Below are 23284 nucleotides of genomic sequence, written 5' to 3' on the forward strand. Positions count from 1 at the left end.
ACCCATGAGCAACCAAACGGGCCCAGAGGACAGATTTCCGCCGACGACGCGGAATGAGAATCTACGGAATGAAACTGCTCGTGACCAAGCCTTCGCCGGTAGTGAGCCCACGCGCACCTTCGATCAGACGCCGGCACCCTCTGCGGAGAAGGGTTATGCCCCGGCGGCACAGGTGCCGGTGACCGAGGCTGCGGTGTTGGATCCACGCCGGACGGATCCTCGCCTGACCGACCAGCAGACGGCCGTAGCCAGGGAAAAGGAACAATTCGGCGGCATTAAAGTGGGCTCGGCCTTTTTTGGCTGGCTCGCCGCCACCGGCATGGCCGTCCTGCTCACAGCCTTTGTGGCCGCGGCTGGAACGGCTGTGGGCCTGGCGAACAACACCGACGTAAACGACGCCGTGAGCCAGGTGACTACGAACGGCGCCGTCGGGCTGGTGGGCATCATTGTCCTGCTGGTGATCCTGTTCGTCTCCTATTACTCCGGCGGCTACGTTGCCGGCCGGATGGCGCGGTTCAACGGCGCCCGGCAGGGTTTTATGGTGTGGATCTGGGCGCTGATCGCTGCGGTGGTGATTGCCCTGCTGGGCATCATCGCGGGCCAGCAGTTCAATGTCCTGGCCAACCTGAACAGCTTCCCCCGGATCCCCATCAACGAAGGCGAACTGACCCTCACCAGCATCATTGCCGCCGTCGTGGTGGCCTTGGTCGCACTGGTGGGTGCCGTGCTCGGCGGACTCGCCGGCATGCACTTCCACCGCAAGGTGGACCGGGCCGGCTTTACCCCGGACGAAACGTACAGCGACTGAGCCTTACGAGGCCAACCGCGTGCGGGTGGTGGGGCCGGGGCTGGCCGGTTCAACACTGCGTTCGGGCCGGTTGATCTCCACCCACACCGCATCAAGGGAGAGGCCGACGACGTCGGCGATCGCTGCGATAGTGGAGAACGCCGGGGTGGCTACGCGGCCCGATTCGATTTTCCGGAGGGTCTCCGGTGAGACGTGCGCCTCGAGCGCGGTGGTGAGCATCGAGCGTTCCCCCCTGGCGCGACGCAGCAAGGCACCGAGGCGCTGTCCCCGTTCGACTTCAGCGGATGTGAGTGGCAATCTGACCATGGCTCCAATACTAATACCGGGATAATATGGCCGGGATAGTTATTGGATGCATGAGAGAGGCGCCGCATGATTGAGATCCTGAACCACCACGAATTGGCCCGGGCAAAAGTGACAGGCGCCCTCGTCGCTGACATCCTGCACACCCTCAAGAGCCGAAGCACGGTGGGGACAAACCTCCTGGACATTGACCGGTGGGCTGCGGCCATGATCGTCGAGGCTGGTGGGCTGTCCTGTTATGTCGACTACGAGCCATCCTTCGGCCGCGGGCCGTTCGGCCACTACATCTGCACGGCCGTCAACGACGCCGTGCTGCACGGGCTACCCCACGACTACGCACTTGCCGACGGCGATTTGCTGACACTCGACCTCGCCGTCTCCAAGAACGGAATCGCCGCAGACTCTGCCATCAGCTTCATCGTGGGCGAATCCCAGCCGCCGGAGAGCGTAGCCATGATCAGCGCGACCGAGCGCGCGTTGAGCGCAGGGATAGCTGCCGCCGGACCCGGGGCCCGCATCGGCGACATCTCCCATGCCATCGGCTCCGTCCTCAGCGAGGCTGGATACCCGATCAACACCCAGTTCGGAGGGCATGGCATCGGCTCAACGATGCATCAGGACCCGCACATTGCGAACACCGGACGGCCCGGCCGCGGATACACACTGCGCCCCGGGCTACTGCTCGCGCTTGAGCCGTGGGTCATGGCGGACACCGCTGAACTCATCACGGACGCCGACGGGTGGACGCTCCGAAGTGCGACAGGCAGCCGGACAGCACATAGCGAGCACACCATCGCGATCACCAACGACGGAGCCGAAATCCTTACCTTGCCGACGCAGGCACTGCTCTGAGGCGGTAGCCGCGCCCACCGCTGTGCTCCTGACGCCTCCTCAGGGCAGGCGGGCGGGCAGTCAGGCGAGCATCACAGCGTCGACGTAGTACCAGCGTCGGTTCTCGCGGACAAAGCGGCTGGTTTCGTGGTGGACTCCGCGTTCGCCGTCGTGCCGGTAGTGGGCCTTGAACTCCACGGTCCCCTCGGTATCCAACGGGCCGCCGCGGCTCGTGGACAGGATATCCAGGCGGCGCCACTCCATGGCCGGGTCCAGCTCCAGATCCGAAGGCGCGGTATCCGGGTGCCAGGTTTTCCGGAGGTATTCGGCGTCCAGCAGGACAAACGCGCTATAGCGGGAGCGCATCAGCTGCTCGGCCGTGGCCGCTTCGGCACCGCCGTTATGGAACCGCCCGCAGCAGTCCGCGTAAGCTTCGCCGGACAGGCAAACGCAGGGACCGGCGTTGATCAAATTCTCGGGCATGGTGCTCCCGTCTCGGTTGTCCGTACCGCTTTCCGGCGGCCTCGTGGATCCCTTTCGACTATAGGTCGCAGCCGGCGTTGTCATATCCGGTAACAGCTTCGAAACAACCTCGGACGAACCCCGCCCGGAGCCCTCCGGACGGAAAAATAGTCCGTAAGGTGGTGTGGGGCTGTTGCCCGTGGTGATGAGTGCCGGGACGGACTCCGCCGCCGGCAGAGAGGAGAGATGACATGGGAGATTCAACGACGATCGCTCTCAACCTGACTTTTTTCGGCACGCTCGGCCTGGCGCTCCTGATGTTCCTGGGCCTGTTCCTGCTGGTTGTCCTCACCCTGCTGCTTGCCGGCGTCGGGCGGCTGATTGTCCTCACCGCGATGGCCCTCTTCGGCCGGCACCCGAAAACCGAAACCCTCCCCCTGGTCCGGCTGCCCGGCGAGTCTGGGCCGCCGTCGGACGCTCCTTCTGAAACGCACGACGACGGCGCTGCCGCCCCCGCTGTCGGCGAGCCGGCCCGCGCCGGGGTGCTGCGGGCAAAAGCCGGCGCGCTGCGGACCACGGCCGGCTCAGCCGTGTCCACGGTACGAGCCCACAGCGCGGCTGCCCTGGCCGTAGTGAGCACGCCGCGCGACTGGCGCAAGGCCTTGCGGGACGGCCGCAATTTCCTGAAACCCTCCGAACTCCGGCCCCGGTTCAACCATGTGGTGGAGCACCACCCGATGCTTACCGCGGCCCGCAAGGAGCCGCCGGTGCTCGCCGAGGACTGGGCCGCGGCGGTGGCGGAGGCGGATGCCCGGGCCATGGCGCGCGCCCGTGCGGCCGCCCCCGAAATCAAGATCTCGGTACGTGATCTCCCCGGCCCCTCCGTTCCCGCGGCGAAGTTGGAAGCGGTGGCTCCCCTGGTGGAGTCGGCGCTGCATCAGGACAACCCCGGACGCGATAACTCCGCCGGTGAGACCACTGTCACCGGGGCTGCCCGCTCGTTCACGAAGCCGCCCGCCCCGGCACCGTTGTCCCTGTTGGACACCGGTTCGCTGGTGTCGCTGTCCGGCCACGCGAAGGTCCTCAAGGCCAAGCTGCCTGCCGACCGACGCTAGGACCGCGCGGCCCCCGGGCGTCACAAACCGTCACTGCGCCGGCCCGCGTTACCCCGTGCTACGAAAAGCGAAGCACTGTGGCGCTTTCCTGCGGCGCTGCGCCGAATTTGTGTAGCGTCGTGACGATCCACAGCAATCCGCGTGGACAAACGATTGTGAGGAGCCGGGGATGAGCCTCAGCGAACTTCGTGTGTTCGGGCGGTCCGGCACGCCCATCAGCCCGCTCACACTGGGCACCATGAACTTTGGCGAAGGCACGGGCGGCGCATCCGGCGGCGCCCCCACCGGAGCCGATGAAGGCATCCGCATCATCCAGGCCGCCCTTGATGCCGGCATCACCGCGGTGGACACTGCGGACGTGTACTCCCAAGGTGAGTCCGAACAGGTGGTAGGCCGTGCACTCCGCGGCCGCCGCGACGACGTCTTCCTGGCCACCAAGTTCCACGGCCAGATGAGCGCCAACCCCGCCCACTCCGGGAACTCCCGGCGTTGGATCATGCAGGCAGTAGACGCCAGCCTCCGCCGGCTGCAGACGGACCGGATCGACCTGTACCAGGCGCACCGCCCGGACTACAACACTGACGTATTGGAGACCATCACTGCCCTGAACGACCTCATCCGGCAGGGCAAGATCCTCTACTACGGCACCTCGGTGTTCACCCCCGCACAGCTCGTGGAGGCGCAATGGCTGGCCACCACCAACCACCTGATTCCTCCCGTAGCCAACCAGGTCCCGTATTCGATGCTGGTCCGCGGCAACGAGCGCGATGTCCTGCCCATTGCGCAGCAGTACGGCCTGGGCGTGCTCGCCTACGGTCCGCTGGCCGGGGGCTGGCTGTCCGGCGAGTTTGTCCTCGATGCCGGGCAACCGCCAACCCGCGTCCATTCACTCCCGGGACGCTACGACATTTCCGGGCCTTCCAGCGAACGGAAACTGCACGCCGCCGACGCGCTGGCCAGGCTGGCCGACAAGCTCGAGATCTCACTCGTGGAAATGTCCATTGGGTTCGCACTTAACCACCCCACGGTCAGCAGTGTGATCATCGGTCCGCGCACCGAAGAGCACCTCGGGGCCTACCTGAAGGCCGCGGACACCCTCCTGGGCGAGTCCGTCCTGGATGCAATCGACGAACTGGTGCCGCCCGGGACCAACTTCGTGGAGCGCGACGCCGGCGCCGTGGTGCCGTCCCTGGAGTACGCGGAGCTCCGCCGCCGCTGAGCGCGGAGGCCGCCGCACCGGCGTCGAACATTCCGGAAAGCCCTTACCCTGAGCAACTATCTCCGCTAGCGTGGAAACCATGGAATTCAGATACCTCGGAAACAGTGGCCTCAAAGTCTCGGAAATCACGTTCGGCAACTGGCTGACGCACGGCTCGCAGGTGGAGAACGACGTCGCCTCCCAGTGCGTACGGGCAGCGCTCGACGCCGGCATCAGCACCTTTGACACGGCGGACGTCTACGCCAACACGGCCGCGGAGACAGTCCTCGGCGAGGCGCTGAAGGGCGAACGCCGCGAGTCCCTGGAGATCTTCACCAAGGTCTACGGCCCCACCGGCCCCAAGGGCAAAAACGATGTTGGCCTGTCCCGCAAGCACATCATGGAGTCGATCAACGGCTCGCTCCGCAGGCTGCAGACCGACTACGTAGACCTCTACCAGGCCCACCGGTTCGACTTCGAGACGCCCCTGGAAGAGACCATGCAGGCGTTTGCGGACATTGTGCGGCAGGGCAAGGCGCTGTACATCGGCGTCAGCGAATGGACCGCAGACCAGCTCCGCGACGGCCACGCGCTGTCCAAGGAACTGGGCTTCCAGCTGATCTCCAACCAGCCGCAGTACTCCATGCTGTGGCGGGTCATCGAAGCCGATGTTGTGCCGGCGTCGGAGGAGCTGGGCGTGTCCCAGATTGTCTGGTCCCCCATGGCGCAGGGCGTCCTCAGCGGAAAGTACCTGCCCAACCAGCCTGCTCCCGAAGGCAGCCGTGCCACGGATGACAAGGGCGGCGCCAAGATGATCCAGCGCTGGATGCGCGACGACGTCCTGGCCGCCGTCCAGGACCTCAAGCCGATCGCCGCGGAAGCCGGGCTCACCATGCCGCAGCTTGCGGTGGCCTGGGTCCTGCAGAACCCGAACGTGGCCTCCGCCATCGTCGGCGCGTCACGCCCCGAGCAGATCGCTGACAGCGTTGCCGCCGCCGGCGTGACGCTGGAGCCCCAGGTCCTGAAGAAGATCGACGACGCCGTGGGCTCCCTCGCGGAACGCGATTCGGCGCAGACCAAGTCCCCCGCCACCCGCGAAGCCTAGGAGCAGCCCTCGAAGTCCGTGAGCACGTTGACCTTATCCGCCGACGCCGAGCTCGGATCGAACGTATAGCCGATCCATTCGCGGGCAAGCCTGCTGGCCAACTCCACTCCCACCACGCGCTGCCCCATGGTGAGCACCTGGCAGTCATTGGACAGTACGGACCGCTCCACGGAGAACGAATCATGGGCCGTGGTGGCGCGGATTCCGTCCACCTTGTTAGCGGCTATGGCTACGCCGATTCCCGTGCCGCAGAACAGGATGGCCCGGTCGGCACGCCCGTCACGGATCAGCTCTCCCGCCGCGATGCCCACGTAAGGGTACGGCCTGACAAAGTCCTCCGGGGCGTCGCTCCGGTTGACCCCGATGTCGATGATTTCGCTGATCCTCGGATCAGCCTGCAGGTCTGCCAAGATTCGGTTCTTGTAGTCGACACCGGCCTCATCGGCGCCCAGGACCAGGCGCAGTCCCGGCGATGCTGACGTGGGGTTTGCTGGTTCCGTGGTCATGAATGCGCCCCTATGGTGGTCTCGTGGGATGTGATGGCTGATTGGCTGGAGCCCGGCTGGCCCGGACCTGCCAGGAACGGACCCATGACCGTGAAAATCATGGCGAGGGATGTGGCTCCCGGGTCCGGCGTGCCAAGGCTCTTCTCCGCCAGTGGCCGCGCCCGTCCCTTCCGGGGGCGGAGTGCAGCCGTGGCCTCGGCCGCCGCCACAGCTTCAAGGGCCGCGGAAGCCCAGGCCTGGCGTGGTTCTGCGCCCTCGTGCACCAGGCGGGTAAGGGCTTCCGTGAACGGCAGCAGCGCATCCATCATGGTCTTGTCGCCCGGTCCGGCCTTCCCCAGGTCAGTGATCCTGGCAGCGAAGGCGCTTATTCCGGCCGCCAGTTCCCCGGCGCCGGGGGTCCGCTGGTTCCCCAGCGATTCGCCCAGGGCCCGCAGCCCCGCACCCCACAGAACCCCGGAGGTCCCGCCGGCCTTGTCTGCCCATGCGTCACCGGCGGCGATCAGCACGGAGCCTGCCCCGGCACCGCGGACACCAGCTGAGGCGCCTGCCGTGGCGGCGGCGTCGATCCCGCGGACCATTCCCCGTCCGTGGTCACCGTCGCCGGCGACGGCGTCGAGGTCACCCAGCCGCGACTCGGCCGCATGCAGCGATTGGCGGGCGGCTTCGAGCGCCGCCACGCACTGGACGGCGTAGGCGCGGGAGTCGCTTTCGGCCTCGAAAGGCACCTCGGCGGTCCCGACGTCGGACGGTTCTTCGCCGGAGGCGGACCCTGACTGAACGGCGGCAGTTCCCCGGCGGTAGGCCGGGGTTTCCGCGGGCGCCGTCCAGAGCGGCTCCAGTTCCTCGTCGAGCCAGGTGATGGTCAAGGAAACACCGGACATGTCCAGGCTGGTGACCAATTCGCCAACCTCGGGCATCACGAGCGTGTAGCCCGCCTCCCTGAGCAGCGGTGCCACGGTCAGCCACAGGACAAAGAGCTCCTCGTGCTTCGTGGAACCGAGTCCGTTGAGGATCACTGCGAGCCGGTCGCCGGCACCCTCAGGCGTTTCAGCCAGCAGCCGGGAGACGAACTCCTGGCCGAGCTCCTTGGCGGACGGCAAATCGGTGTCGAACAAGCCGGGTTCGCCATGGATTCCCAGGCCGAGGCCCATCTGCTTGTCCGGGAGCGTAAACAGCGGCGCGTCAGCGCCGGGAAACGTGCAGCCATGGAAAGCGCTGCCGATGGTCCGCGTCAGGCTGTTCGCTTTCCGGCCCACGCGGACGACGTCGGCCAGGTCGGCGCCCGCTTCGGCAGCCGCGCCCATGATCTTGAAGACCGTGAAGTCACCGGCGATGCCACGGCGTTTGTCGGATTCTGACGGCGGCGCGCTGGCGATGTCGTCCGTGACCAGGACGTTCTCAACCTGGATCCCTTCGGCGGCGAGGCGTTCGCTGGCCATGCCGAAGTTCATCACGTCCCCGGCGTAGTTGCCGTAGGTGAAGACGACGCCGGCGCCCGAATCCGCGGACTTGGCCAGGGCGTAGGCCTGCTGCGCCGAGGGCGACGTGAAGATGTTACCAACCACGGCGCCGTCGGCCAGTCCGGTGCCGATCAGCCCGGCGAACGCCGGGTAGTGTCCGGAACCGCCGCCGGCGAGGACCGCCACCTTGGGCTTGACGGGGCGGAGGCGCCGCACTGCACCGCCGGGGACCTGGCGCACCAGCCCGGAATGGATGTCGCAGAATCCGGCAAGGGCCTCTTCGGCGAATTCGGACGGATCGTTGAAAATCTTGGTCATGGTGGGCTCTCTGACGTGGACTTGGTCTCCTGGATGGAGCCCTGTTAGTGGATGTGGCTTCCGCCGTTGATGTCGATGGTGGTTCCGGTGAGGTACGCGGATTCCTCGGAGGACAGGAACGTGATGACGGCCGCGATCTCTTCAGTGGTGGCGTTGCGGCCCAGCGGAATGCCGGCGTTGATGGCGGCTTCCTGCTCGTCGGTGCTGCCCACGCGGATGTTGGTATCCACGGCACCGGGCGTGATGGCGTTCACGGTGACGCCGGTGGTGCCGATTTCCCGGGCCAGCGCCTTGGTGAGGCCCAGGATCGCGGCCTTGGCTGCCGAGTAGGGGACCTTGCCGAACACGCCGCCGCCGCGCTGGGCGGATACCGAGGACATGTTCACGATCCGGCCCCAGCCGTTTTCGATCATGTCCGGTAGGAACGCCTTGGTGACCAGGTAGGTTCCGGTGGCGTTGACGTCCATGACCTTGTGCCAGAGGTCCAGGGTGGTTTCGAGGAAAGGGACCGGGGAGGTGATGCCGGCGATGTTGGCCAGGGCGCCCACCGGCGGGAGGATCCCTGCGGTAATCTCGGCCCTGACGGCCGCGTAGGCGGCGTTGACGGAGCCTTCGTTGGCGACGTCGATTTCGTGGCCGAAGGCCGGCACGTTGAACTCGTTGCCGATGTCGGCTGCGACCTTGGCGGACTTCTCGCCATCGAGGTCCAGGATCACCACGCCCCAGCCTTGGCTGGCATAGCGGCGGGCAGTCGTGATGCCGATGCCCCGCTCTGAGGTGGCTCCGGTGAGGACGGCGGTGCGCTGGATGGTGGTGGTCATGATGCTCCTTGGATTACTTGGTGGTGGTTCAGATGAGGTCGGTGATGAAACTTGCCGCTTTCGCTGCGGCGGCGGGGCGTTCGTCGTGCGTGACGTCCCGGGTTTCGAGTTCCAGGGAAAAGTGGCCGGTGTAGCCGCTCGCCGCGAGGGCGCGGAGCCCGGCGGCGAAGTCTGCCCGGCCGTTGCCGATGCTGAGGTTGATGTTGCCCGGCACGGCGTCGCGGAGGTGGACGTGGGAGATGCTGCCCTCGTGACGTTCGAGGTACTCCAGCGGATCTTCGCTGGCGGCGACAATATGGCTGAAGTCCATGACAATTCCGACGCCGGTACCCGCCAGCCGTTCGGCCAACAGTTCCGCGCGCTCAAGGTTCCAGCAGAACCGGAGGAAGTGCAGGGATTCGGTCCAAAGTTCGACGCCGAACTCCGCCGCGCGCTGCGCAGCGTGGGTGAGTTGGGCGGCAATGAGGTCCAGATCCTCGTCTAGGCTCCGGACTGGTTCGTGGCTCAGGGCGCCACAAGGCAGGACCAGCGCCTTCGCACCGGTGTTGGCGGTGAGGTTAAGCAGCGCGTCCAAGTGGCGTTCGCGGGCGGCCTGCTGACCGGCATCGAGCACTGCGTTGAGGTCGCCGATATCCCCGTTAACTGAGCGGACCCGAAGACCGGAAGCGGAAACTTCCGCGGTCACTGCGGTCACGGCAGCTGCATCCAGGTTGTACGGCACGTGGTCGCATACCCCCGGGAGGGCGCCAAGGTCGATCTCTTCGAAGCCCAGGCCGCTGATCGTACGCAGGGCGGCCGGCAGGTCCTGACGCCTGAAGCTGATGGACGAGCAGCCGAGTCGGGAATTGAACATCGTCGTTGATCCTCTAAATAGTTGATCCTCTAAATAAGGGGGTGGTGATGTGAATCACTGTAGGCCAATTCATTGTTGACAGTCAACCTCAAACATTGACTGTTGACATTGAGGCATGATGCGGGTCACACTTGGGCATATCATGTGTTAACAGTCGACAGCGGCGGTGCGGAAGTATCCTCGCTCTTCGAAAGGGATTCAGCAATGAGCAATGAAGCTCTGAAAATGCGCGGCCACGTGCATGGCACCAAGGACGCAAAACGCGTCGCTATCGGCTCCGGTGTTGGCGCCGTCATCGAGACCTATGACTTCATCGGCTTCGGCACCGCGGCTGCACTGTACTTCGGTACGGCGTTCTTCCCCACAGGCGATCCGGTGACAGGTACGCTGGCCGCCTTCGCCACCCTCGGCGTCGGCTTCGCCGCACGCCCCATCGGCGGCATCATCGGCGGCCACCTGGGCGACAAGGTGGGCCGCAAGCCCGTCCTTGTGGCCTCCCTGATCCTCATGGGTGTGGCCACGTTCCTCGTCGGCCTGCTGCCCACCTACGAGCAGGTAGGCCTGCTGGCTCCGGCCCTGCTGGTCTTCGTCCGCGTGGTCCAGGGCCTGGCCTTCGGCGCCGAGTGGGGCGGCGCCATCCTGATGAGCTACGAGCACGCACCCTGGAAATCCAAGGGCAAGTACACCGGCATCGTCCAGGCTGGCTTCCCCGTTGGCCTGCTCCTCGCGAACCTCGTCTTCCTGGTCAGCGTGAACCTCGGCGGCGAACTCGCCTGGCGCGTGCCGTTCCTCGCCAGCATCGTGCTCGTCGCCGTCGGCCTGATCATCCGCGCCAAGGTCCCGGAGTCCCCGGTCTTCGACGAGGTCAAGGACAGCGGCTCCATCGTCAAGTCCCCCATCGTCGAGGTCATCAAGACCGACTGGCGCAACATCGTCAAGGGCATCGGCCTGCGCATCGCGGAGACCGCCGGCTATGCCGTGTCCATCACCTACATGATTTCCTACCTCCACACCCAGCATCTAGCCGATAAGACCCAGACCCTCGTGGCCCTCTGCATCGCCTCGGCCATCGGCATCTTCGCCACGCAGGCCTGGGCCCGGCTCACGGACAGGATCGGCCGACGGCCCCTGTACATCTGGTCCACCGCCTTCGCCCTGCTCTTCGGCATCCCCATGTTCCTGCTGGTGAACACCGGTATGTTCATCGCCATCATCGCCACCGTCGCCATCTCGTACGCCGTCTGCCAGAACTCCCTTGCCGGCGCCCAGGGCGCCTGGTTCCCCGAACTGTTCCAGGCCAAGACCCGCTCCTCCGGCGCCTCACTGGCCTACCAGATCTCCGCCATGGTCTCCGGATTCACTCCCTTCATCACCACGCTCCTGTTCGTCGCCCTCGGCTGGATGGGCCCTGCCCTCCTCTTCAGCTTCTACGCAGCCATTGGCCTGTGGGCCGCCCTGGTCACCAGGGAAACCTGGGGCAAGCGCGAACGCCAGCTGGCAGATGAGGCCACCAAAAGCACGCCCCAGTCGGTGAGCGTCTGATGACGGCCACTCACGAACTGCACACGCGCGAACTCCCCCACAAGGAACGAATGTCACACGAAACCGCTTCAGAACGCCTCGAACGCGTCAGCGCCGCGGCGTACCGGATCCGGCACCATGCCCTGAACATGGGAGAGGTGCAGGGCCAGGGCTACGTGGGCCAGGCACTCGGCGCCGCGGACATGCTGGCCGCGGTGTACTCGGACCAGCTCCGTTACCGGCCCGAGGACCCCGAATGGGAGGGCCGGGACCGGTTCCTGCTCTCCACCGGGCATTACGCGATCGGGCACTACGCGGCCCTCGCCGAGGCCGGGACCATTCCCGTCTCCGAGCTTGAGACCTACGGCTCGGACGATTCCCGGCTGCCGATGTCCGGCATGTCCACGTACACCCCGGGCATGGAAATCTCCGGCGGCTCCCTGGGCCACGGCCTGTCCATCGCCGTCGGCATGGCCCTGGGACTGCGCTACCAGGGCTCGTCGGCCAGGGTCTACAACTTCCTCTCCGACGGCGAACTCGACGAAGGCTCCACCTGGGAAGCGGCCATGGGCGCCCACCATCACCAACTGGGCAACCTCACCGCCATGGTGGACATCAACGCCCTCCAGGCCGACGGCAAAACGGACACCGTCCTCCGCACCGAACCCGTGACCGAAAAGTGGGAAGCGTTCGGCTGGTACACCCAGCGCGTGGACGGCAACGACGTCGGTGCGCTGCTCGCAGCGTTCGACAACGCAGCCGTCCAGGCCGCCGCCGTCGGACGTCCTTCCGTGATCCTCTGCGACACGAAGGTGGGCCGTGGCGTGACCCTGCTGGAGGAGCGCGAGAAGGCGCACTTCATGCGCATCGAAGAACACGAATGGCATTCCTGCCGCGAACAACTCACCGCAGGACACGAAGGGACCGCAAGCCGATGAGCACCACAGCCATTTCCACAGGCACCGCACCGAAGCTGAAGACCTCGGCGATGATCGCGTCCTTTTCGGACCCCGGCCAGAAAACGGCGACCGCACCGTTCGGGCACGCCCTCGTCAAAGCCGCGCAGGAAAACGACAAGATCGTCGGCCTCACCGCGGACCTCGGCAAGTACACCGATATGCACATCTTTGCCCAAGCCTTCCCGGAGCGGTTCTTCCAGATGGGCATGGCCGAACAGCTCCTCTTCGGCGCCGCCGCCGGCCTCGCCGAAACCGGGATGATCCCGTTCGCGTCCACCTACTCGGTGTTCGCCGCCCGCCGGGCCTACGACTTCCTCTGCCTGGATGCCGCCGAGCCGAACCTGAACGTGAACATCGTCGGCGGGCTCCCCGGCCTGACCACCGGCTACGGACCCAGCCACCAGGCCACCGAGGACATGGCCATCTTCCGCGGCATGCCCAACCTCACCATCGTGGACCCCTGCGACTCGATCGACATCGAGCAGGCCGTCCCCCAGCTCGCAGCCTCCGACGGCCCCACCTACCTGCGTCTGCTCCGCGGCAACGTGCCCACCGTCCTGGACGAATACGGCTACACCTTCGAACTGGGCAAGGCCAAGGTCCTACGCGGCGGCAACGACGTTGTCTTCATCTCCTCCGGCCTGATGACCATGCGCGCCCTGCAGGCAGCGAAGGCACTCGCGGCCCACAACGTGGATGTCGCCGTTGTCCACACCCCCACCATCAAGCCGTTCGACGCCGCCACGGTCCTGGCCGAAATCAACACTGACCGGCTCGCCATCACCCTGGAAAACCACAGCGTGGTCGGCGGCCTCTTCGAGACGGTGGCATCCGCCGTCGTCAGCGCCGGACTCGGCAAACGCGTGGTGCCGGTGGCCCTGCCGGACGAGTTCCTCGACGCCGGGGCACTCCCCACCCTCCACGACCGCTACGGGCTCACCGTCCAGAAGATCGTGGCGAAAGTGCTCGCCGAACTGAAGTAGGTCCGATCCGGGCAGAAGCGCGGCGCCGAACCACGCGGCGTCGCGCTTCTGCCGTACCATCAACTGTTAACAGATCGACTGTAAACAGTCGACCACTGACATTGAGGAAGTATCACGATGGCCGGAGCTACAGCACCGCTGCTGGGACTGCAGAAGAAGAGCCTTCGCGAGCAGGCGCTTGCCGCATTGCGCGCTGCTATCACCAGCGGTGAACTGGAACCCGGCCGGCATCTGGTGGAAACCGAGCTGTCGGAGATGCTCCAGATCAGCCGCGGCACTCTCCGCGAAGCCCTGCGCCAGCTGGAACAGGAAGGCCTGCTTTCCGCAGGACCCCGTGGCCGGCTTTCCGTCCGGCACCTGGATGCCAAGGAAATCCGTGACATCTACTCGGTCAGGGCGGCACTGGAATCCCTGGCCGCCCGCACTCTCTGCGAGCTCCCCGACCGTCAGCATGTCATCAGCTCGCTGAAGTCCGCTATTGAAGCCATGTCCGCTGCCGAGAAGTCCAGCTTGCAGGACCGTGTCGAGTCGGACCTGGAATTCCACCGGACCATGTGCCGGCTCACGGGCAACGAAACCCTGCTGCATTCATGGGAGTCGCTGGAGGGGTCCATCCGGATGTCCATCATGTTCGCGGGCCGGGACAAGGGCGTGATGAACATGAGTGTGGGCCGTCACTACGACATCGTGACCGCGATCGAGACCGGCGATGCCACCTTGGCCCGGAATACCATCCGGGAGCACATGGACACCGCTGCCGCGAACCTGGTGGCGTAAGCCCTTCGACTGCGTGCCCTTATTTGCATTTGTTCTTAAGGGTTTCTTAATCACCCCGGGACAGAGTTGGTTAGGGCGGTCGACCGGCCTCCCTGTGCCGAGCAGGAGCCTCGATGCCTGACGCAGTGAACGACCGTACCCTTGCAACCACCACCCGACCAGGTCTAAGCCCGCCCGCCGGCAGGACCCGGCTGCTTGCGTTGCCTCAAGTGCCGCACTGGGTCCTGCTCGGGACTATCCTGGCCTCCGCCGTCGTCGTACTCGGCCTGACGGTCCAACTGGTTCCCGGCGTCAGCATGGATGAACTGGGCGTAGACCAAAGTCTCAGCCAGCACCACGTGGCGCTGCTCACCGGCGTGGCCATGGCCCTGAACCTGCTGTTTGGCCCGGTAGCAGGGTTGCTGGCAATCGCCGTAATTGCCGCGTTCTTGTTGCTGGTTCGCCGTGCGCCGGTCAACGCGGTGGCGTTTGCCGTTATGGCTGGCTCTGGATGGGTGGCCAGTGAAATCTTCAAGGTTCTGGTTAAACGGCAACGCCCGGACGCTGCACTGCTGTTCGATCCTCTGGCCCCGAAATCCGGTACAGACAGTTTTCCGAGCGGCCACGTCACCTTCGCGGTGACCATTGCCTTTGCCATGTATCTCCTGGCCCGGGGCACCCTGTGGGCAAAATTCACCGCAGTTTCCGGAGCAGTGGTGGTTGCCCTCGTAGCGTGGTCCCGGCTGTACATCGGCGTCCACTACCCTTCCGACGTCGTGGGTTCACTGCTGGCCGGGACCGCGGCCGTGGTTCTTCTCGCGGGTCTGTGGAACCGGTCCGCTGCTCTTGCCTTCAGAAAGGCATCATGCAGACATTTCATGCACTGGCCACGGTAGCCGCCGCCTCCACCGCGGCTCCCTCGCCGCTGGATCCCGCGGGGCTCCTTGAAGGCCTTGGGCCGGCCGCATTGGCGGTTATCGCCGGGATGGTCTTCATCGAGTCCGGCGTCCTTTTTCCTTTCCTGCCCGGGGACTCGCTCCTTTTCACAGCGGGCCTGCTCCATCAGCAACTGAACATCACCCTCCCGCTCCTGATCGGGGTCGTCTCAGTGGCTGCGGTGGCCGGCGACCAAGTGGGCTACTTTCTCGGCCGGACGTTCGGCCGACGGTGGTTCAAGGATGATGCCCGGATCTTGAAGACGTCGCACCTGACCCGGACAGAGGAGTTCTTCCATCGGCACGGGGGTGGCGCGGTGGTGATGGCCCGCTTTGTGCCGATCGTGCGCACGTACGCCCCCTTGGCCGCAGGAATCGCCCACTATACCTACCGGAAGTTCAGCCTCTGGAACATCGTGGGCGCAGTGGTTTGGTCGGCTTCCGTAATTTTGTTGGGGTCTTGGCTTGGGCACTTCGACATCATTGCGAACAACGTTGACTTCATCGCCGTGGCCATGGTCCTGGTCTCAGTCCTCCCGTGGGGCATTGAGTACCTCAAGCGCCGGAAGAACAAAGGCGCCGCCAATGATCACGCTGCCAAGGGGCCGTCCGAAGAATCCGGGGATCGGCCCGTGGAAGAGCTGGCCGCGGGAGAATAGCCTCATGACAACAGATACCCGGCCGTCCCTGCTTCTGGTGGAGGACGATCCTGTTCTGGGTCCGCTCATCGCAGAGTTACTGGGCACCGACTACCGGATCAGACTGGTAGCGGACGGAAGGCTTGGCTTGAGCGCCGCGCTTGGGGAGAGCTGGGACGTCCTGGTGATCGACCGCGGCTTGCCCGGCTTGGACGGAGTTGCCCTCATCAGCGCCCTGCGGGCTAAGGGAGTTTCCACGCCAGTGCTGATCCTGACGGCGTTTGGTGCAACGGACGAGAAGGTCCGCGGCCTGGACGCCGGCGCCAATGACTACATGACCAAACCCTTCGACGCCGAAGAGTTGGGCGCGCGACTGCGTGCGTTGACCCGCAGCTACCCCCCTCCAACGATGAGCATCGGCGACTGGGAGCTGAACGCCGTCGGCCGTTCCATGCGGTCCATCTACGGGCCACTTGTGACGCTGACCGCGAAGGAGTGCGAACTGCTGGCCGCCCTTGCCATGGAACCGGACCGCGCCTTTAGCCGTGACGAACTCATCCGCTCTGTTTTCCCGCCTACTGACCAGCCAAGCGTGATCGACACGTATGTCCACCATCTGCGCCGCAAGATTTCCCGGAACGTGATCCGCACGGTCCACGGCGTGGGGTACCAGATCGGTGACGGCCATGAATGAGAAATCTGCGGCTGCAGCAGACCCGGACCGCGCCACCCTCCGCAAGGCCTCGCTCAGGATTGCTGTGCGTATCAGTGCTGCCTGCGCCGTCATGGTCCTCTGCCTTCTCGCGGGGGCCGCAATCTACCTGACCAACCAACTGTCCCACCCGGAACTGCCCGGCAATTCAGGCCCGGCCGGCGACTTCGCCTATCTTGACTACAAGGACTTGCTCAAAGCCCTCATCATTGCCGGTGCGGCAGGAATCGTCTTGGCCGGAGTGATCGGCTGGTTCAGTGCCCGCAGCGCCATTGAGCCCCTGGGTGAGGCCATGGCACTGCAGCGCCGGTTCGTCCAGGACGCCAGCCACGAACTGCGAACGCCCCTCGCAATCCTGGACGCAAGGATCCAATTGGCCCAACGCGATGCTCCTCCTGAGTCGCAGCCGGGGCACGCGCTGGTCCGGATCCGGCAGGACACATCAACGCTGACGGCTATCGTGAACGAATTGCTTCTGGCCGCAACGGGCGGGGCTGCGGAGACGCCATCCGAACCGATTGATGTGGCGGCGGTCGTGGAGTCCGTTGCGGAGAGCGTCCGGACCATTGCCCGCCACCAGGAGGTCATTCTCGACGTCACGGACGGCAGCCGTCCGCTGGCCCGGATAGACGATGGCAGTTTGCGCCGCGCCGTACTGGCGTTGGCTGACAACGCCTTGGCGCACACGCCGGCAGGCGGGACCATCACGCTCGCCGCGTCAGCGAGCCAACGTAGCGCTGTGATCACCGTGACCGATACGGGAAGCGGTATCTCCGACGTCGACCGTGACAGGATCTTTGAGCGATTCGTCAGGACACCGCGTCCTGACGGAACGCGGGCGCAACGCAGTTTCGGCATCGGGTTGGCCCTTGTCCGCGACATCGCCACCGCGGCTGGCGGGACTGTGGAGATCGCCAGGACGGGCCCGGACGGAACCAGCATGCGGATGACCCTTCCCCCGGCCAACCCCTAAACTGCCCCTCCGGAGCTGCCACGCCGTATACTCGGTGCCAGCCATGACCATCCCTCCGTCCTCCCCCGCCAGCGTCCGCATCGATGCGTGGCTGTGGGCGATCCGCGCCTACAAGACGCGCTCGTCCGCCACCGCTTCGTGCCGCGCGGGCCACGTGCGGCTGAACGGAAACCCAGCCAAAGCCTCGGCCACCCTGGTCACGGGCGACACCGTCACGGTACGGATGTCCGGGTTCGAACGCACCCTCGAAGTCCGCCGCCTGATCGCCAAACGCGTTGGCGCAGAGGCCGCGTCGCACTGCTTCACCGACCACACGCCGCCAAGGCCGGTGGCACCTGCGCTGGGCCTCCCGCAGCGCGACCGCGGTGCAGGGCGGCCCACCAAGAAGGACCGCCGCGAGATGGAACGACTTAAGGGCCCCGCAACCTAGGCTGTTCGCCCGCCGAGCTTTCAGAATGGGAACTGTGAACAACATCGTCCTGGCCTCCGTCCGACAGCCCGGTGGGGATACCGTCTCGGACCTGCACATCGTTGACGGTGTGGTCACCCGGATCAGTGCCGGCGGCGGAATCCCGGGCGACGCCCGCGTGGTCAGCCTGGACGGTCGCTATGTCATTCCAGGGCTCTGGGACGAACACGTCCACATGACCCAGTGGGCGCTGCACTCAAACAGGCCGGACCTGTCCGCCGCAGCATCCGCGGGAGAGGCGGCGGCCGCCGTCGGACTTTATGTTCGCGGCGCCGAGCCTTCCGTCACCACCGTGGGGGTGGGCTTCCGCGACGCCTTGTGGCCGGACGTCCCCACCCTGGCAATGCTCGACGCCGCCACCGGCAACCAGCCCACCGCCCTGATCAGCCACGACCTGCATTGTGTCTGGCTGAACAGCGCCGCCGCCCGGCGGCATGGGGTGGAGGTTGACGCTGGGGGCCTGCTCCGGGAGGAACCTGCTTTTGCGCTGACCCGTGAGCTGGGGAAGCTCCCGGACTCAGTGGTGGACGGCTGGGTCCGCGATGCCGCAGACGCGGCAGCCGCCCGGGGCATCGTGGGCATCGTTGATTTCGAGATGACCTGGAACCGCGACGCCTGGCTGCGCCGCATCGCCGGCGGATTCACCAGCCTGAGGGTGGAGGCCGGCGTCTACCCCGAGGACCTGGAGCGGGCCCACAACGACGGTATGCGCACAGGCCTGGAGCTCGACGGCGGCAAGGGGCTCCTGCGGACCGGTCCGCTCAAGGTGCTTATTGACGGTTCGCTGAATACCCGGACGGCGTTTTGCGTGGATCCGTATCCCGACGGCGGCTACGGGCTGCTGACTGTCAGCTTTGACGACTTGGTATCCCTGCTTCGGCGCGCACGGGAATACGGCTTTGTCCCGGCGGTCCATGCCATAGGGGATCGCGCCAACCAGGTGGCGCTGGACGCCTTCGAGCATGCAGGGACCGGCGGCCGGATTGAACACGCGCAGCTTGTCCGGACGGAGGATCTGGCCCGCTTTGGGCCTCTGGGTGTGACGGCCAGCGTGCAGCCGGTGCATGCTCTGGATGACCGCGACGCTGCGGAGTCCAACTGGGGCGGCCGCACGCAGCGGGCGTTTCCGCTGAGGTCGCTCATCGACGCCGGGGCCACGTTGGCGCTGGGTTCTGACGCACCGGTTGCGCCGTTGGATCCGTGGGCCGCGATGTCGGCGGCCACCACCCGGTCCCGGCAGGACGCCCGCGGGCCGTGGCATCCCCAGGAATGCATCAGCCGGGGGCAGGCGCTTGCCGCTTCAGCCAGGGGCCGGAGCCGGATCAGCGCCGGGGACACGGCGGACCTGGTGGTGCTGGATGCCGATCCGCTGGCCGCGCCGGATGCGGAATTCGCCGCCATGCCGGTTGCGGCAACGCTGGTGGCCGGCCGCTTAACGTACGACGGCGGCCTGGCTTAGTTCCGCACTTTGGCTTGCACCAGGTTCGCGAACGGCAGCTTGCCGTGGTCCGCGAGGAAGGCAGCGTGGTACGCGGCCTCAGCCTGGCTCACTTCCTCGGCGGGGAGCTCTTTCCACGCCATGATGAGTTCATCCGTGTGGGTCAGTTGCCAGATGAGCCGGCCGTCCCAATGGCCCGGCGGCCTGCCCCGCCCAAAATCCAGGAACTCCTTGATCTGGTTCCGGAGGCCGCGGTTGCCCTTGCTTCCCGGCCCGGCTTTGCCGACGTAGAGAATGTCCGCGCCGTCCACCCATTCGGCCCATATGGCGTCCGCCGGCAGGGTGGGATTCTTTTTCTTGAAGGTCCCGGCAGTGCTGATCTTTAGGAAGTGCGGCTCGAACTCATTCGGCCGGAGAATGGCGAACACCCCGGTACCCTGCGGAATTCTGATGATCTCAAGGCTGTCGAAGGCCCGGAAGCCGGCAAAGCCGTCGGACTTGAGCGTTTTCCTGTTCATCTTGATGACGTTACTCGGCCAGGCGCCGGTCCGGACCAACTTGCACTGCGCACCTATACGTCCAAAAGCGTAGAGTGGGTTTAGACGCCTGTTTCTGGACGCCGTGCTGCTGAGGGAGAGATCGTGACGATTGACTGGGACGAAAAAAAGGCCCTGCTACAGGAACCAAACATCGCGGCGGTAACGCAGCTCTGCGATGAACTGATGGAAAAGAAGCCAGGGTCCGTCGTCCCGTACATCGACCCCGTGCACGACGAGGACGAATGCCGGATCGTCAGCCTCCACGTCAGTCCGGGCAAGGGCACCGAATCGGGGTTCGTCTCCCATTTCAATGACGACGAGGCCGCCCGCCGGGCCACCCAGATTTACGAACTTGCCGAGCTTGATCCGCGCTACGTGATGCCATGGAATGCGTACCCTTGGGTGCGGGATCCGGAGCTTCCGTCAGCGCTGAACGTCCAGGAGAAGACTGACGGCCTGCGGCCCTTCCGGCAGTTCCTCAAGATCAACCGCCGGGTCTCCGCAGTCATCGCCCACGGCACGGACGCCTCCACGTTCCTCACTCTCTTCGAGAAGACCTACCATTCTTCCCTGAAGAACAGCGGCATCAAGATCTACAAGGCCAGCGCGCTCGGCGGGCGGGCCTTTGCTGTTTCCGAAGCAAAACAGGAGGATCTCCTGACCAAAAGCGTGGACGTCTACAAGGACGCCATGCAGCGGGCAGGCATCCAGCACCTTTAACCGCGCACGACGGCGGCAGTCACCGCGGGTGCCTCAGCCTTCCAGCAAGCGCCTGCGGTGCTTAAGCTCCTTCACCCACGCCCTGGTGACCATGCCAGAAAACGGCGCGGCGCCGCCGTCGTTCGTTTCCGTCCCACCGAGCCCGGCGAACGCGGTGCCTGCCTCCAGATCGGCGACGAGCGGACCTGACGCTTTCAGTGCGAGCTCCAGCACCTGCGCCGACGTGCGGTCTGTGAGTCCTAAGTCCGTGGCCCAACCCAGAAAGTGGCGGCGCGAGATCCCGCTCCGCTTCCCGTTCAGGGTCAACGCAAGGGTCTTGTCCCCATAGACCACTGTGGAGGGAATGTCGTAGACCGGGGCGATGATCCACTCCCCGTGCGGCTGCTGGACCATGGAAACGTTCTTGGCGTGCAGGTCCCCGTTGCCGCTCAGCCAGGCAAACGCCCCCTGGATGGCGAGGTTCCGGAGTGCCGGCAGAGGTGCCGAGCAGTAATCGGCGAGTGCATGGCAGACCTGCCCATAAGCCACGTTGTACTTATCCGCCGGGTAAAGCTTCAGGACCTGGGCCCCGTCCTCCACCGCCAGCCGCCGGACGTCGTCCGGCCCGCCGCCGGGGACGGGCACCCTGTCGAAGCGTTCCACCAGCAGCCCGGGCCGGCCCGCGACATCCCGGATCAGCCTTACGTTGCTGACGGGAATCCGGAGCCTGGCCGCGTACCGGAACATCACCAGCTCGTTCTCCACTACATGCGGGAATTCGGGGGCGTTGAGTTTGAGGATGAACCGCCTGCCGGCGCTGGCCACCGGGAGCGAGATCATGCCGGCAGAGAGCTTGTCCTGCACCCCGGCCAGGGCAACGGGGTCGATCAGGTCCGGGTCGCCGAGCAACTTGTCGAAGTCAACCGGCAGTTTGGGATCCAGCTGCACAGCGTGCTCGCCCGGATCCAGCGTCTCGCCGTGGCCCACGATCTGGACGTCGCCCACCGGGTTCCCGCCGGCGGCGATCAGCAGGGACAGGTCATCGTCGGCGCTGGTTTTAATTGAGCGCCGCAGCGCGTTGAGCCGGCGGCCTTCAGGCAGCAGGCCGGTGAAATAGGGCGGCGCCGCCCCCGCCGCTGCCAGCACCGGGGCGGTGGTGAGCGGCAGGGAACTGGCGACGGCGGGTCCCCCGCTTTGGAGGTAGGCCGGCAGGTAGCTGAACCGGGTGCCGCCATCGTGGCGTTCGAGTTTGGCAGCCAGGACACCGGCCTTGTAGATGTCGGCGATGCGGTGTTTCACGGCTGGGTTTCACCTGCATTGCTTGAGGCACTGGCCGGGCCCGCAAGCAGCCGGGCGGCCTGGCTGGCTCTTGTACTGACCTGCAATTCGAGGCCCAGCGCCTCAAGCAGGGCAGTGAGCGAATCCAGCTGGATGCTCGGTTTTCCCTGCTCGACAAAGCGGACAAAGCGCTCGGAGACGCCAGCCATGTCGGCAAGATCCTGCTGGGTCAGGCCCAGCTGACCGCGGCGAGAACGAACCATGGCGGGCAGCAGGTCGGTGATGGGTTCCGTCATTAGTGCTCCAATAGGTACGATCGTGCCGTTTCCCTGTTACGGGCGAGTCTACGCCCGTCCAGACCCGGAGGATAGAAGCAGACCGGCACGAACGTACCTGCCCGGAGGGCCAGCAAGTAGCGACCCGCTATAAAGCGAGTACTGGCTACTCGGGATACTCGCTTCTGCCGGGGACTACCGTGACTGCAGCATGCGGTCGGACCTCAGGTCCTGGCCCACTCCACAGTCGCGGCTGCCCACCAGGACCCTGGTAGGGGCCGGCGGCCGGCACGGGATCCCACTAGGCAGGGGCTGGACGAGATGGAAATCATGAACCGATTCCGGATACTTAGGTCCGCTTTCCAGAACAGGCCTGACCGTGCGCCGTCCCCGCAGCCCCTATCGGTCCCGGAAACGCGCGGGAATGGCGCAAAACCACTATCGATCAGACAGCTGGGGGCGGTTTCGCTGTCCCTTAGCCTGGTGCTTGGCGCCGCTTCGCTCTGGTCTGGCCCCGTAGCCCAGGCCGCGGCCGGTGGCATGGTCAGCGTGACGTTCGACGACGGATGGGCCAGCCAGTACAACAACGCGCTGCCCGTCCTGAACAAGTACGGGGTTCCGGCCACGATGTACATCTACACGGCAGGGATCAATGACGTGCCCGCCTACATGACGCAGGCCCAGATCCAGGCGTTCGCCAGCCGCGGCGACGAGATCGCGTCCCACACCGTCACCCACGCGGACCTGACCACACTCAGCGCCACGCAGCGCAATAACGAGCTTTCGCAGAGCAGGGCCACGCTGCAGCAGATGTTTGGCCCCACAGCCGGGATCGATTTCGCCTCCCCCTACGGGGCGTACAACGCGACGAGCACGGCGGCGGTGAAGAACTACTACGCTACCCAGCGCAACACCGACGACGGGTTCAATGCCGCAACCGGCTTTGATCCGTACAACATCCTCGTACAGAACGTCGTTTCCACCACGTCCAACGCCACGGTGCAGGGTTGGATCAATTCCGCGAAGGCCAACAACACCTGGCTGGTACTGGTCTACCACGAGGTAGGAGCGAACATCGGCGGGGATATCTACAACACGCCTACGGCTGCGCTCGACGCCCACATGGCGGCAGTGAAGAACAGCGGGCTGCCCATGGTCACCGTCCGCCAAGGTGTCCAGGCACTGACGTCACCGGCCGCGACGGCACCCGCGGCTCCGACCGCAATCACCGCCACGGCAGGAAACACCTCCGCAACCGTGACCTGGACCGCACCCACCAACAACGGCGGCTCTCCCATCACCTCCTACACCGTGACCCCACGCACCGGC

General features: G+C 65.6%; 26 protein-coding genes. 17 read left to right on the forward strand and 9 right to left on the reverse strand.

Features of this window, described 5'->3' with window-relative positions; genetic code table 11:
* Positions 1 to 4: 4 nt before the first annotated feature.
* Positions 5 to 808, forward strand: coding sequence for a hypothetical protein (locus tag ACZY0Q_RS20775; RefSeq protein ID WP_463919806.1), 804 nt, complete (start codon positions 5 to 7; stop codon positions 806 to 808).
* 3 nt (positions 809 to 811) lie between these two features.
* Here the strand turns inward: ACZY0Q_RS20775 and ACZY0Q_RS20780 are convergent, their stop codons facing one another.
* Positions 812 to 1114: a helix-turn-helix domain-containing protein gene (locus ACZY0Q_RS20780; protein WP_463919808.1), complete on the reverse strand. Its 303-nt coding sequence runs from the start codon at positions 1112 to 1114 to the stop codon at positions 812 to 814.
* Positions 1115 to 1180: 66 nt separating this feature from the next.
* Between ACZY0Q_RS20780 and map the strand changes: the two genes are divergently transcribed.
* Positions 1181 to 1963: a type I methionyl aminopeptidase gene (gene map / locus ACZY0Q_RS20785; RefSeq protein ID WP_463919810.1), complete on the forward strand. Its 783-nt coding sequence runs from the start codon at positions 1181 to 1183 to the stop codon at positions 1961 to 1963.
* A 60-nt stretch (positions 1964 to 2023) separates the two neighbouring features.
* On the opposite strand, the gene ACZY0Q_RS20790 is transcribed toward map, so the two are convergent.
* The gene (locus ACZY0Q_RS20790) at positions 2024 to 2425 is read right to left on the reverse strand and encodes a YchJ family protein (protein ID WP_463919812.1); all 402 of its coding nucleotides are present in this window, start codon (positions 2423 to 2425) and stop codon (positions 2024 to 2026) included.
* Positions 2426 to 2655: 230 nt separating this feature from the next.
* Here ACZY0Q_RS20790 and ACZY0Q_RS20795 point away from each other — a divergent pair, with 230 nt between their 5' ends.
* From ACZY0Q_RS20795 to ACZY0Q_RS20805, 3 genes are all read left to right on the forward strand, one after another.
* The gene (locus ACZY0Q_RS20795; RefSeq protein ID WP_463919814.1) at positions 2656 to 3519 is read left to right on the forward strand and encodes a hypothetical protein; all 864 of its coding nucleotides are present in this window, start codon (positions 2656 to 2658) and stop codon (positions 3517 to 3519) included.
* A 169-nt stretch (positions 3520 to 3688) separates the two neighbouring features.
* Complete coding sequence (locus ACZY0Q_RS20800) at positions 3689 to 4738, forward strand: aldo/keto reductase (RefSeq protein ID WP_463919817.1); 1050 nt, start codon at positions 3689 to 3691, stop codon at positions 4736 to 4738.
* Positions 4739 to 4817: 79 nt separating this feature from the next.
* A complete protein-coding gene (locus ACZY0Q_RS20805) occupies positions 4818 to 5822 on the forward strand; it encodes an aldo/keto reductase family protein (protein WP_463919820.1) in 1005 nt (334 codons plus the stop codon).
* Here ACZY0Q_RS20805 and ACZY0Q_RS20810 read toward each other — a convergent pair.
* The 4 genes from ACZY0Q_RS20810 to ACZY0Q_RS20825 are packed head-to-tail and all read right to left on the reverse strand — an operon-like array spanning position 5819 to position 9780.
* Positions 5819 to 6328, reverse strand: a complete 510-nt coding sequence (locus ACZY0Q_RS20810; RefSeq protein WP_463919823.1) for an RpiB/LacA/LacB family sugar-phosphate isomerase — start codon at positions 6326 to 6328, stop codon at positions 5819 to 5821. The two genes, ACZY0Q_RS20805 and ACZY0Q_RS20810, sit on opposite strands and share 4 nt — an antisense overlap.
* Complete coding sequence (locus ACZY0Q_RS20815) at positions 6325 to 8106, reverse strand: dihydroxyacetone kinase family protein (RefSeq protein ID WP_463919826.1); 1782 nt, start codon at positions 8104 to 8106, stop codon at positions 6325 to 6327. Before ACZY0Q_RS20815 ends, ACZY0Q_RS20810 begins: the two co-directional genes overlap by 4 nt.
* A gap of 44 nt (positions 8107 to 8150) precedes the next feature.
* Positions 8151 to 8927: an SDR family NAD(P)-dependent oxidoreductase gene (locus tag ACZY0Q_RS20820; protein ID WP_463919829.1), complete on the reverse strand. Its 777-nt coding sequence runs from the start codon at positions 8925 to 8927 to the stop codon at positions 8151 to 8153.
* Positions 8928 to 8955: 28 nt separating this feature from the next.
* Entirely contained in the window at positions 8956 to 9780 is an 825-nt protein-coding gene (locus tag ACZY0Q_RS20825) for a sugar phosphate isomerase/epimerase family protein (protein WP_463919831.1), read from the reverse strand.
* A gap of 204 nt (positions 9781 to 9984) precedes the next feature.
* Here ACZY0Q_RS20825 and ACZY0Q_RS20830 point away from each other — a divergent pair, with 204 nt between their 5' ends.
* The 10 genes from ACZY0Q_RS20830 (at position 9985) to ACZY0Q_RS20875 (ending at position 19185) form a co-directional block, all read left to right on the forward strand.
* A complete protein-coding gene (locus ACZY0Q_RS20830) occupies positions 9985 to 11322 on the forward strand; it encodes an MFS transporter (RefSeq protein ID WP_463919833.1) in 1338 nt (445 codons plus the stop codon).
* A gap of 50 nt (positions 11323 to 11372) precedes the next feature.
* On the forward strand, positions 11373 to 12239 hold the full coding sequence (locus ACZY0Q_RS20835) for a transketolase (RefSeq protein WP_463919835.1): 867 nt from the start codon (positions 11373 to 11375) through the stop codon (positions 12237 to 12239).
* Positions 12236 to 13243: a transketolase family protein gene (locus tag ACZY0Q_RS20840; protein WP_463919837.1), complete on the forward strand. Its 1008-nt coding sequence runs from the start codon at positions 12236 to 12238 to the stop codon at positions 13241 to 13243. Before ACZY0Q_RS20835 ends, ACZY0Q_RS20840 begins: the two co-directional genes overlap by 4 nt.
* A 117-nt stretch (positions 13244 to 13360) precedes the next feature.
* The gene (locus ACZY0Q_RS20845) at positions 13361 to 14020 is read left to right on the forward strand and encodes a GntR family transcriptional regulator (RefSeq protein ID WP_463919839.1); all 660 of its coding nucleotides are present in this window, start codon (positions 13361 to 13363) and stop codon (positions 14018 to 14020) included.
* 113 nt (positions 14021 to 14133) lie between these two features.
* The gene (locus ACZY0Q_RS20850) at positions 14134 to 14895 is read left to right on the forward strand and encodes a phosphatase PAP2 family protein (RefSeq protein WP_463919841.1); all 762 of its coding nucleotides are present in this window, start codon (positions 14134 to 14136) and stop codon (positions 14893 to 14895) included.
* On the forward strand, positions 14865 to 15593 hold the full coding sequence (locus ACZY0Q_RS20855; RefSeq protein ID WP_463919843.1) for a DedA family protein: 729 nt from the start codon (positions 14865 to 14867) through the stop codon (positions 15591 to 15593). Before ACZY0Q_RS20850 ends, ACZY0Q_RS20855 begins: the two co-directional genes overlap by 31 nt.
* Positions 15594 to 15597: 4 nt before the next feature.
* Positions 15598 to 16266 (forward strand): response regulator transcription factor, encoded by a 669-nt coding sequence (locus ACZY0Q_RS20860; RefSeq protein ID WP_463919845.1) that lies wholly within the window; start codon positions 15598 to 15600, stop codon positions 16264 to 16266.
* Complete coding sequence (locus ACZY0Q_RS20865; protein ID WP_463919847.1) at positions 16259 to 17257, forward strand: sensor histidine kinase; 999 nt, start codon at positions 16259 to 16261, stop codon at positions 17255 to 17257. The genes ACZY0Q_RS20860 and ACZY0Q_RS20865 overlap by 8 nt, the downstream gene beginning before the upstream one ends.
* A gap of 43 nt (positions 17258 to 17300) precedes the next feature.
* Positions 17301 to 17687, forward strand: coding sequence for an RNA-binding S4 domain-containing protein (locus ACZY0Q_RS20870; protein WP_463919849.1), 387 nt, complete (start codon positions 17301 to 17303; stop codon positions 17685 to 17687).
* A 25-nt stretch (positions 17688 to 17712) separates the two neighbouring features.
* Positions 17713 to 19185: an amidohydrolase gene (locus ACZY0Q_RS20875; protein ID WP_463919852.1), complete on the forward strand. Its 1473-nt coding sequence runs from the start codon at positions 17713 to 17715 to the stop codon at positions 19183 to 19185.
* Here ACZY0Q_RS20875 and ACZY0Q_RS20880 read toward each other — a convergent pair.
* Positions 19182 to 19682, reverse strand: a complete 501-nt coding sequence (locus tag ACZY0Q_RS20880; protein ID WP_463919855.1) for a hypothetical protein — start codon at positions 19680 to 19682, stop codon at positions 19182 to 19184. The two genes, ACZY0Q_RS20875 and ACZY0Q_RS20880, sit on opposite strands and share 4 nt — an antisense overlap.
* 123 nt (positions 19683 to 19805) lie before the next feature.
* On the opposite strand from ACZY0Q_RS20880, the gene ACZY0Q_RS20885 reads away from it, so the two are divergent.
* Positions 19806 to 20423, forward strand: coding sequence for a uracil-DNA glycosylase family protein (locus tag ACZY0Q_RS20885; RefSeq protein WP_463859439.1), 618 nt, complete (start codon positions 19806 to 19808; stop codon positions 20421 to 20423).
* Between the two features lie 33 nt (positions 20424 to 20456).
* Here the strand turns inward: ACZY0Q_RS20885 and ACZY0Q_RS20890 are convergent, their stop codons facing one another.
* Positions 20457 to 21701, reverse strand: coding sequence for a type II toxin-antitoxin system HipA family toxin (locus ACZY0Q_RS20890; protein WP_463919858.1), 1245 nt, complete (start codon positions 21699 to 21701; stop codon positions 20457 to 20459).
* On the reverse strand, positions 21698 to 21976 hold the full coding sequence (locus ACZY0Q_RS20895) for a type II toxin-antitoxin system Y4mF family antitoxin (protein ID WP_463919860.1): 279 nt from the start codon (positions 21974 to 21976) through the stop codon (positions 21698 to 21700). Before ACZY0Q_RS20895 ends, ACZY0Q_RS20890 begins: the two co-directional genes overlap by 4 nt.
* Positions 21977 to 22438: 462 nt before the next feature.
* Between ACZY0Q_RS20895 and ACZY0Q_RS20900 the strand changes: the two genes are divergently transcribed.
* Positions 22439 to 23284 (forward strand): polysaccharide deacetylase family protein (locus ACZY0Q_RS20900; RefSeq protein ID WP_463919862.1); only part of this gene is annotated, 846 nt, incomplete at its 3' end.

The sequence above is a fragment of the Pseudarthrobacter lactosi genome (genome assembly GCF_055412785.1).

Excerpts from the sequence above, each read along its gene's own strand:
- ACZY0Q_RS20780 (WP_463919808.1), bottom strand. The coding sequence starts at position 1,114 with ATGGTCAGATTGCCACTCACATCCGCTGAAGTCGAACGGGGACAGCGC.
- ACZY0Q_RS20875 (WP_463919852.1), top strand. The coding sequence starts at position 17,713 with ATGGGAACTGTGAACAACATCGTCCTGGCCTCCGTCCGACAGCCCGGT.
- ACZY0Q_RS20790 (WP_463919812.1), bottom strand. The coding sequence starts at position 2,425 with ATGCCCGAGAATTTGATCAACGCCGGTCCCTGCGTTTGCCTGTCCGGC.
- ACZY0Q_RS20795 (WP_463919814.1), top strand. The coding sequence starts at position 2,656 with ATGGGAGATTCAACGACGATCGCTCTCAACCTGACTTTTTTCGGCACG.
- ACZY0Q_RS20845 (WP_463919839.1), top strand. The coding sequence starts at position 13,361 with ATGGCCGGAGCTACAGCACCGCTGCTGGGACTGCAGAAGAAGAGCCTT.
- ACZY0Q_RS20815 (WP_463919826.1), bottom strand. The coding sequence starts at position 8,106 with ATGACCAAGATTTTCAACGATCCGTCCGAATTCGCCGAAGAGGCCCTT.
- ACZY0Q_RS20870 (WP_463919849.1), top strand. The coding sequence starts at position 17,301 with ATGACCATCCCTCCGTCCTCCCCCGCCAGCGTCCGCATCGATGCGTGG.
- ACZY0Q_RS20855 (WP_463919843.1), top strand. The coding sequence starts at position 14,865 with ATGCAGACATTTCATGCACTGGCCACGGTAGCCGCCGCCTCCACCGCG.
- ACZY0Q_RS20865 (WP_463919847.1), top strand. The coding sequence starts at position 16,259 with ATGAATGAGAAATCTGCGGCTGCAGCAGACCCGGACCGCGCCACCCTC.
- ACZY0Q_RS20830 (WP_463919833.1), top strand. The coding sequence starts at position 9,985 with ATGAGCAATGAAGCTCTGAAAATGCGCGGCCACGTGCATGGCACCAAG.
- ACZY0Q_RS20895 (WP_463919860.1), bottom strand. The coding sequence starts at position 21,976 with ATGACGGAACCCATCACCGACCTGCTGCCCGCCATGGTTCGTTCTCGC.
- ACZY0Q_RS20850 (WP_463919841.1), top strand. The coding sequence starts at position 14,134 with ATGCCTGACGCAGTGAACGACCGTACCCTTGCAACCACCACCCGACCA.
- ACZY0Q_RS20820 (WP_463919829.1), bottom strand. The coding sequence starts at position 8,927 with ATGACCACCACCATCCAGCGCACCGCCGTCCTCACCGGAGCCACCTCA.
- ACZY0Q_RS20805 (WP_463919820.1), top strand. The coding sequence starts at position 4,818 with ATGGAATTCAGATACCTCGGAAACAGTGGCCTCAAAGTCTCGGAAATC.
- ACZY0Q_RS20810 (WP_463919823.1), bottom strand. The coding sequence starts at position 6,328 with ATGACCACGGAACCAGCAAACCCCACGTCAGCATCGCCGGGACTGCGC.
- ACZY0Q_RS20835 (WP_463919835.1), top strand. The coding sequence starts at position 11,373 with ATGTCACACGAAACCGCTTCAGAACGCCTCGAACGCGTCAGCGCCGCG.
- ACZY0Q_RS20840 (WP_463919837.1), top strand. The coding sequence starts at position 12,236 with ATGAGCACCACAGCCATTTCCACAGGCACCGCACCGAAGCTGAAGACC.
- ACZY0Q_RS20825 (WP_463919831.1), bottom strand. The coding sequence starts at position 9,780 with ATGTTCAATTCCCGACTCGGCTGCTCGTCCATCAGCTTCAGGCGTCAG.
- ACZY0Q_RS20860 (WP_463919845.1), top strand. The coding sequence starts at position 15,598 with ATGACAACAGATACCCGGCCGTCCCTGCTTCTGGTGGAGGACGATCCT.
- ACZY0Q_RS20775 (WP_463919806.1), top strand. The coding sequence starts at position 5 with ATGAGCAACCAAACGGGCCCAGAGGACAGATTTCCGCCGACGACGCGG.
- ACZY0Q_RS20880 (WP_463919855.1), bottom strand. The coding sequence starts at position 19,682 with ATGAACAGGAAAACGCTCAAGTCCGACGGCTTTGCCGGCTTCCGGGCC.
- map (WP_463919810.1), top strand. The coding sequence starts at position 1,181 with ATGATTGAGATCCTGAACCACCACGAATTGGCCCGGGCAAAAGTGACA.
- ACZY0Q_RS20800 (WP_463919817.1), top strand. The coding sequence starts at position 3,689 with ATGAGCCTCAGCGAACTTCGTGTGTTCGGGCGGTCCGGCACGCCCATC.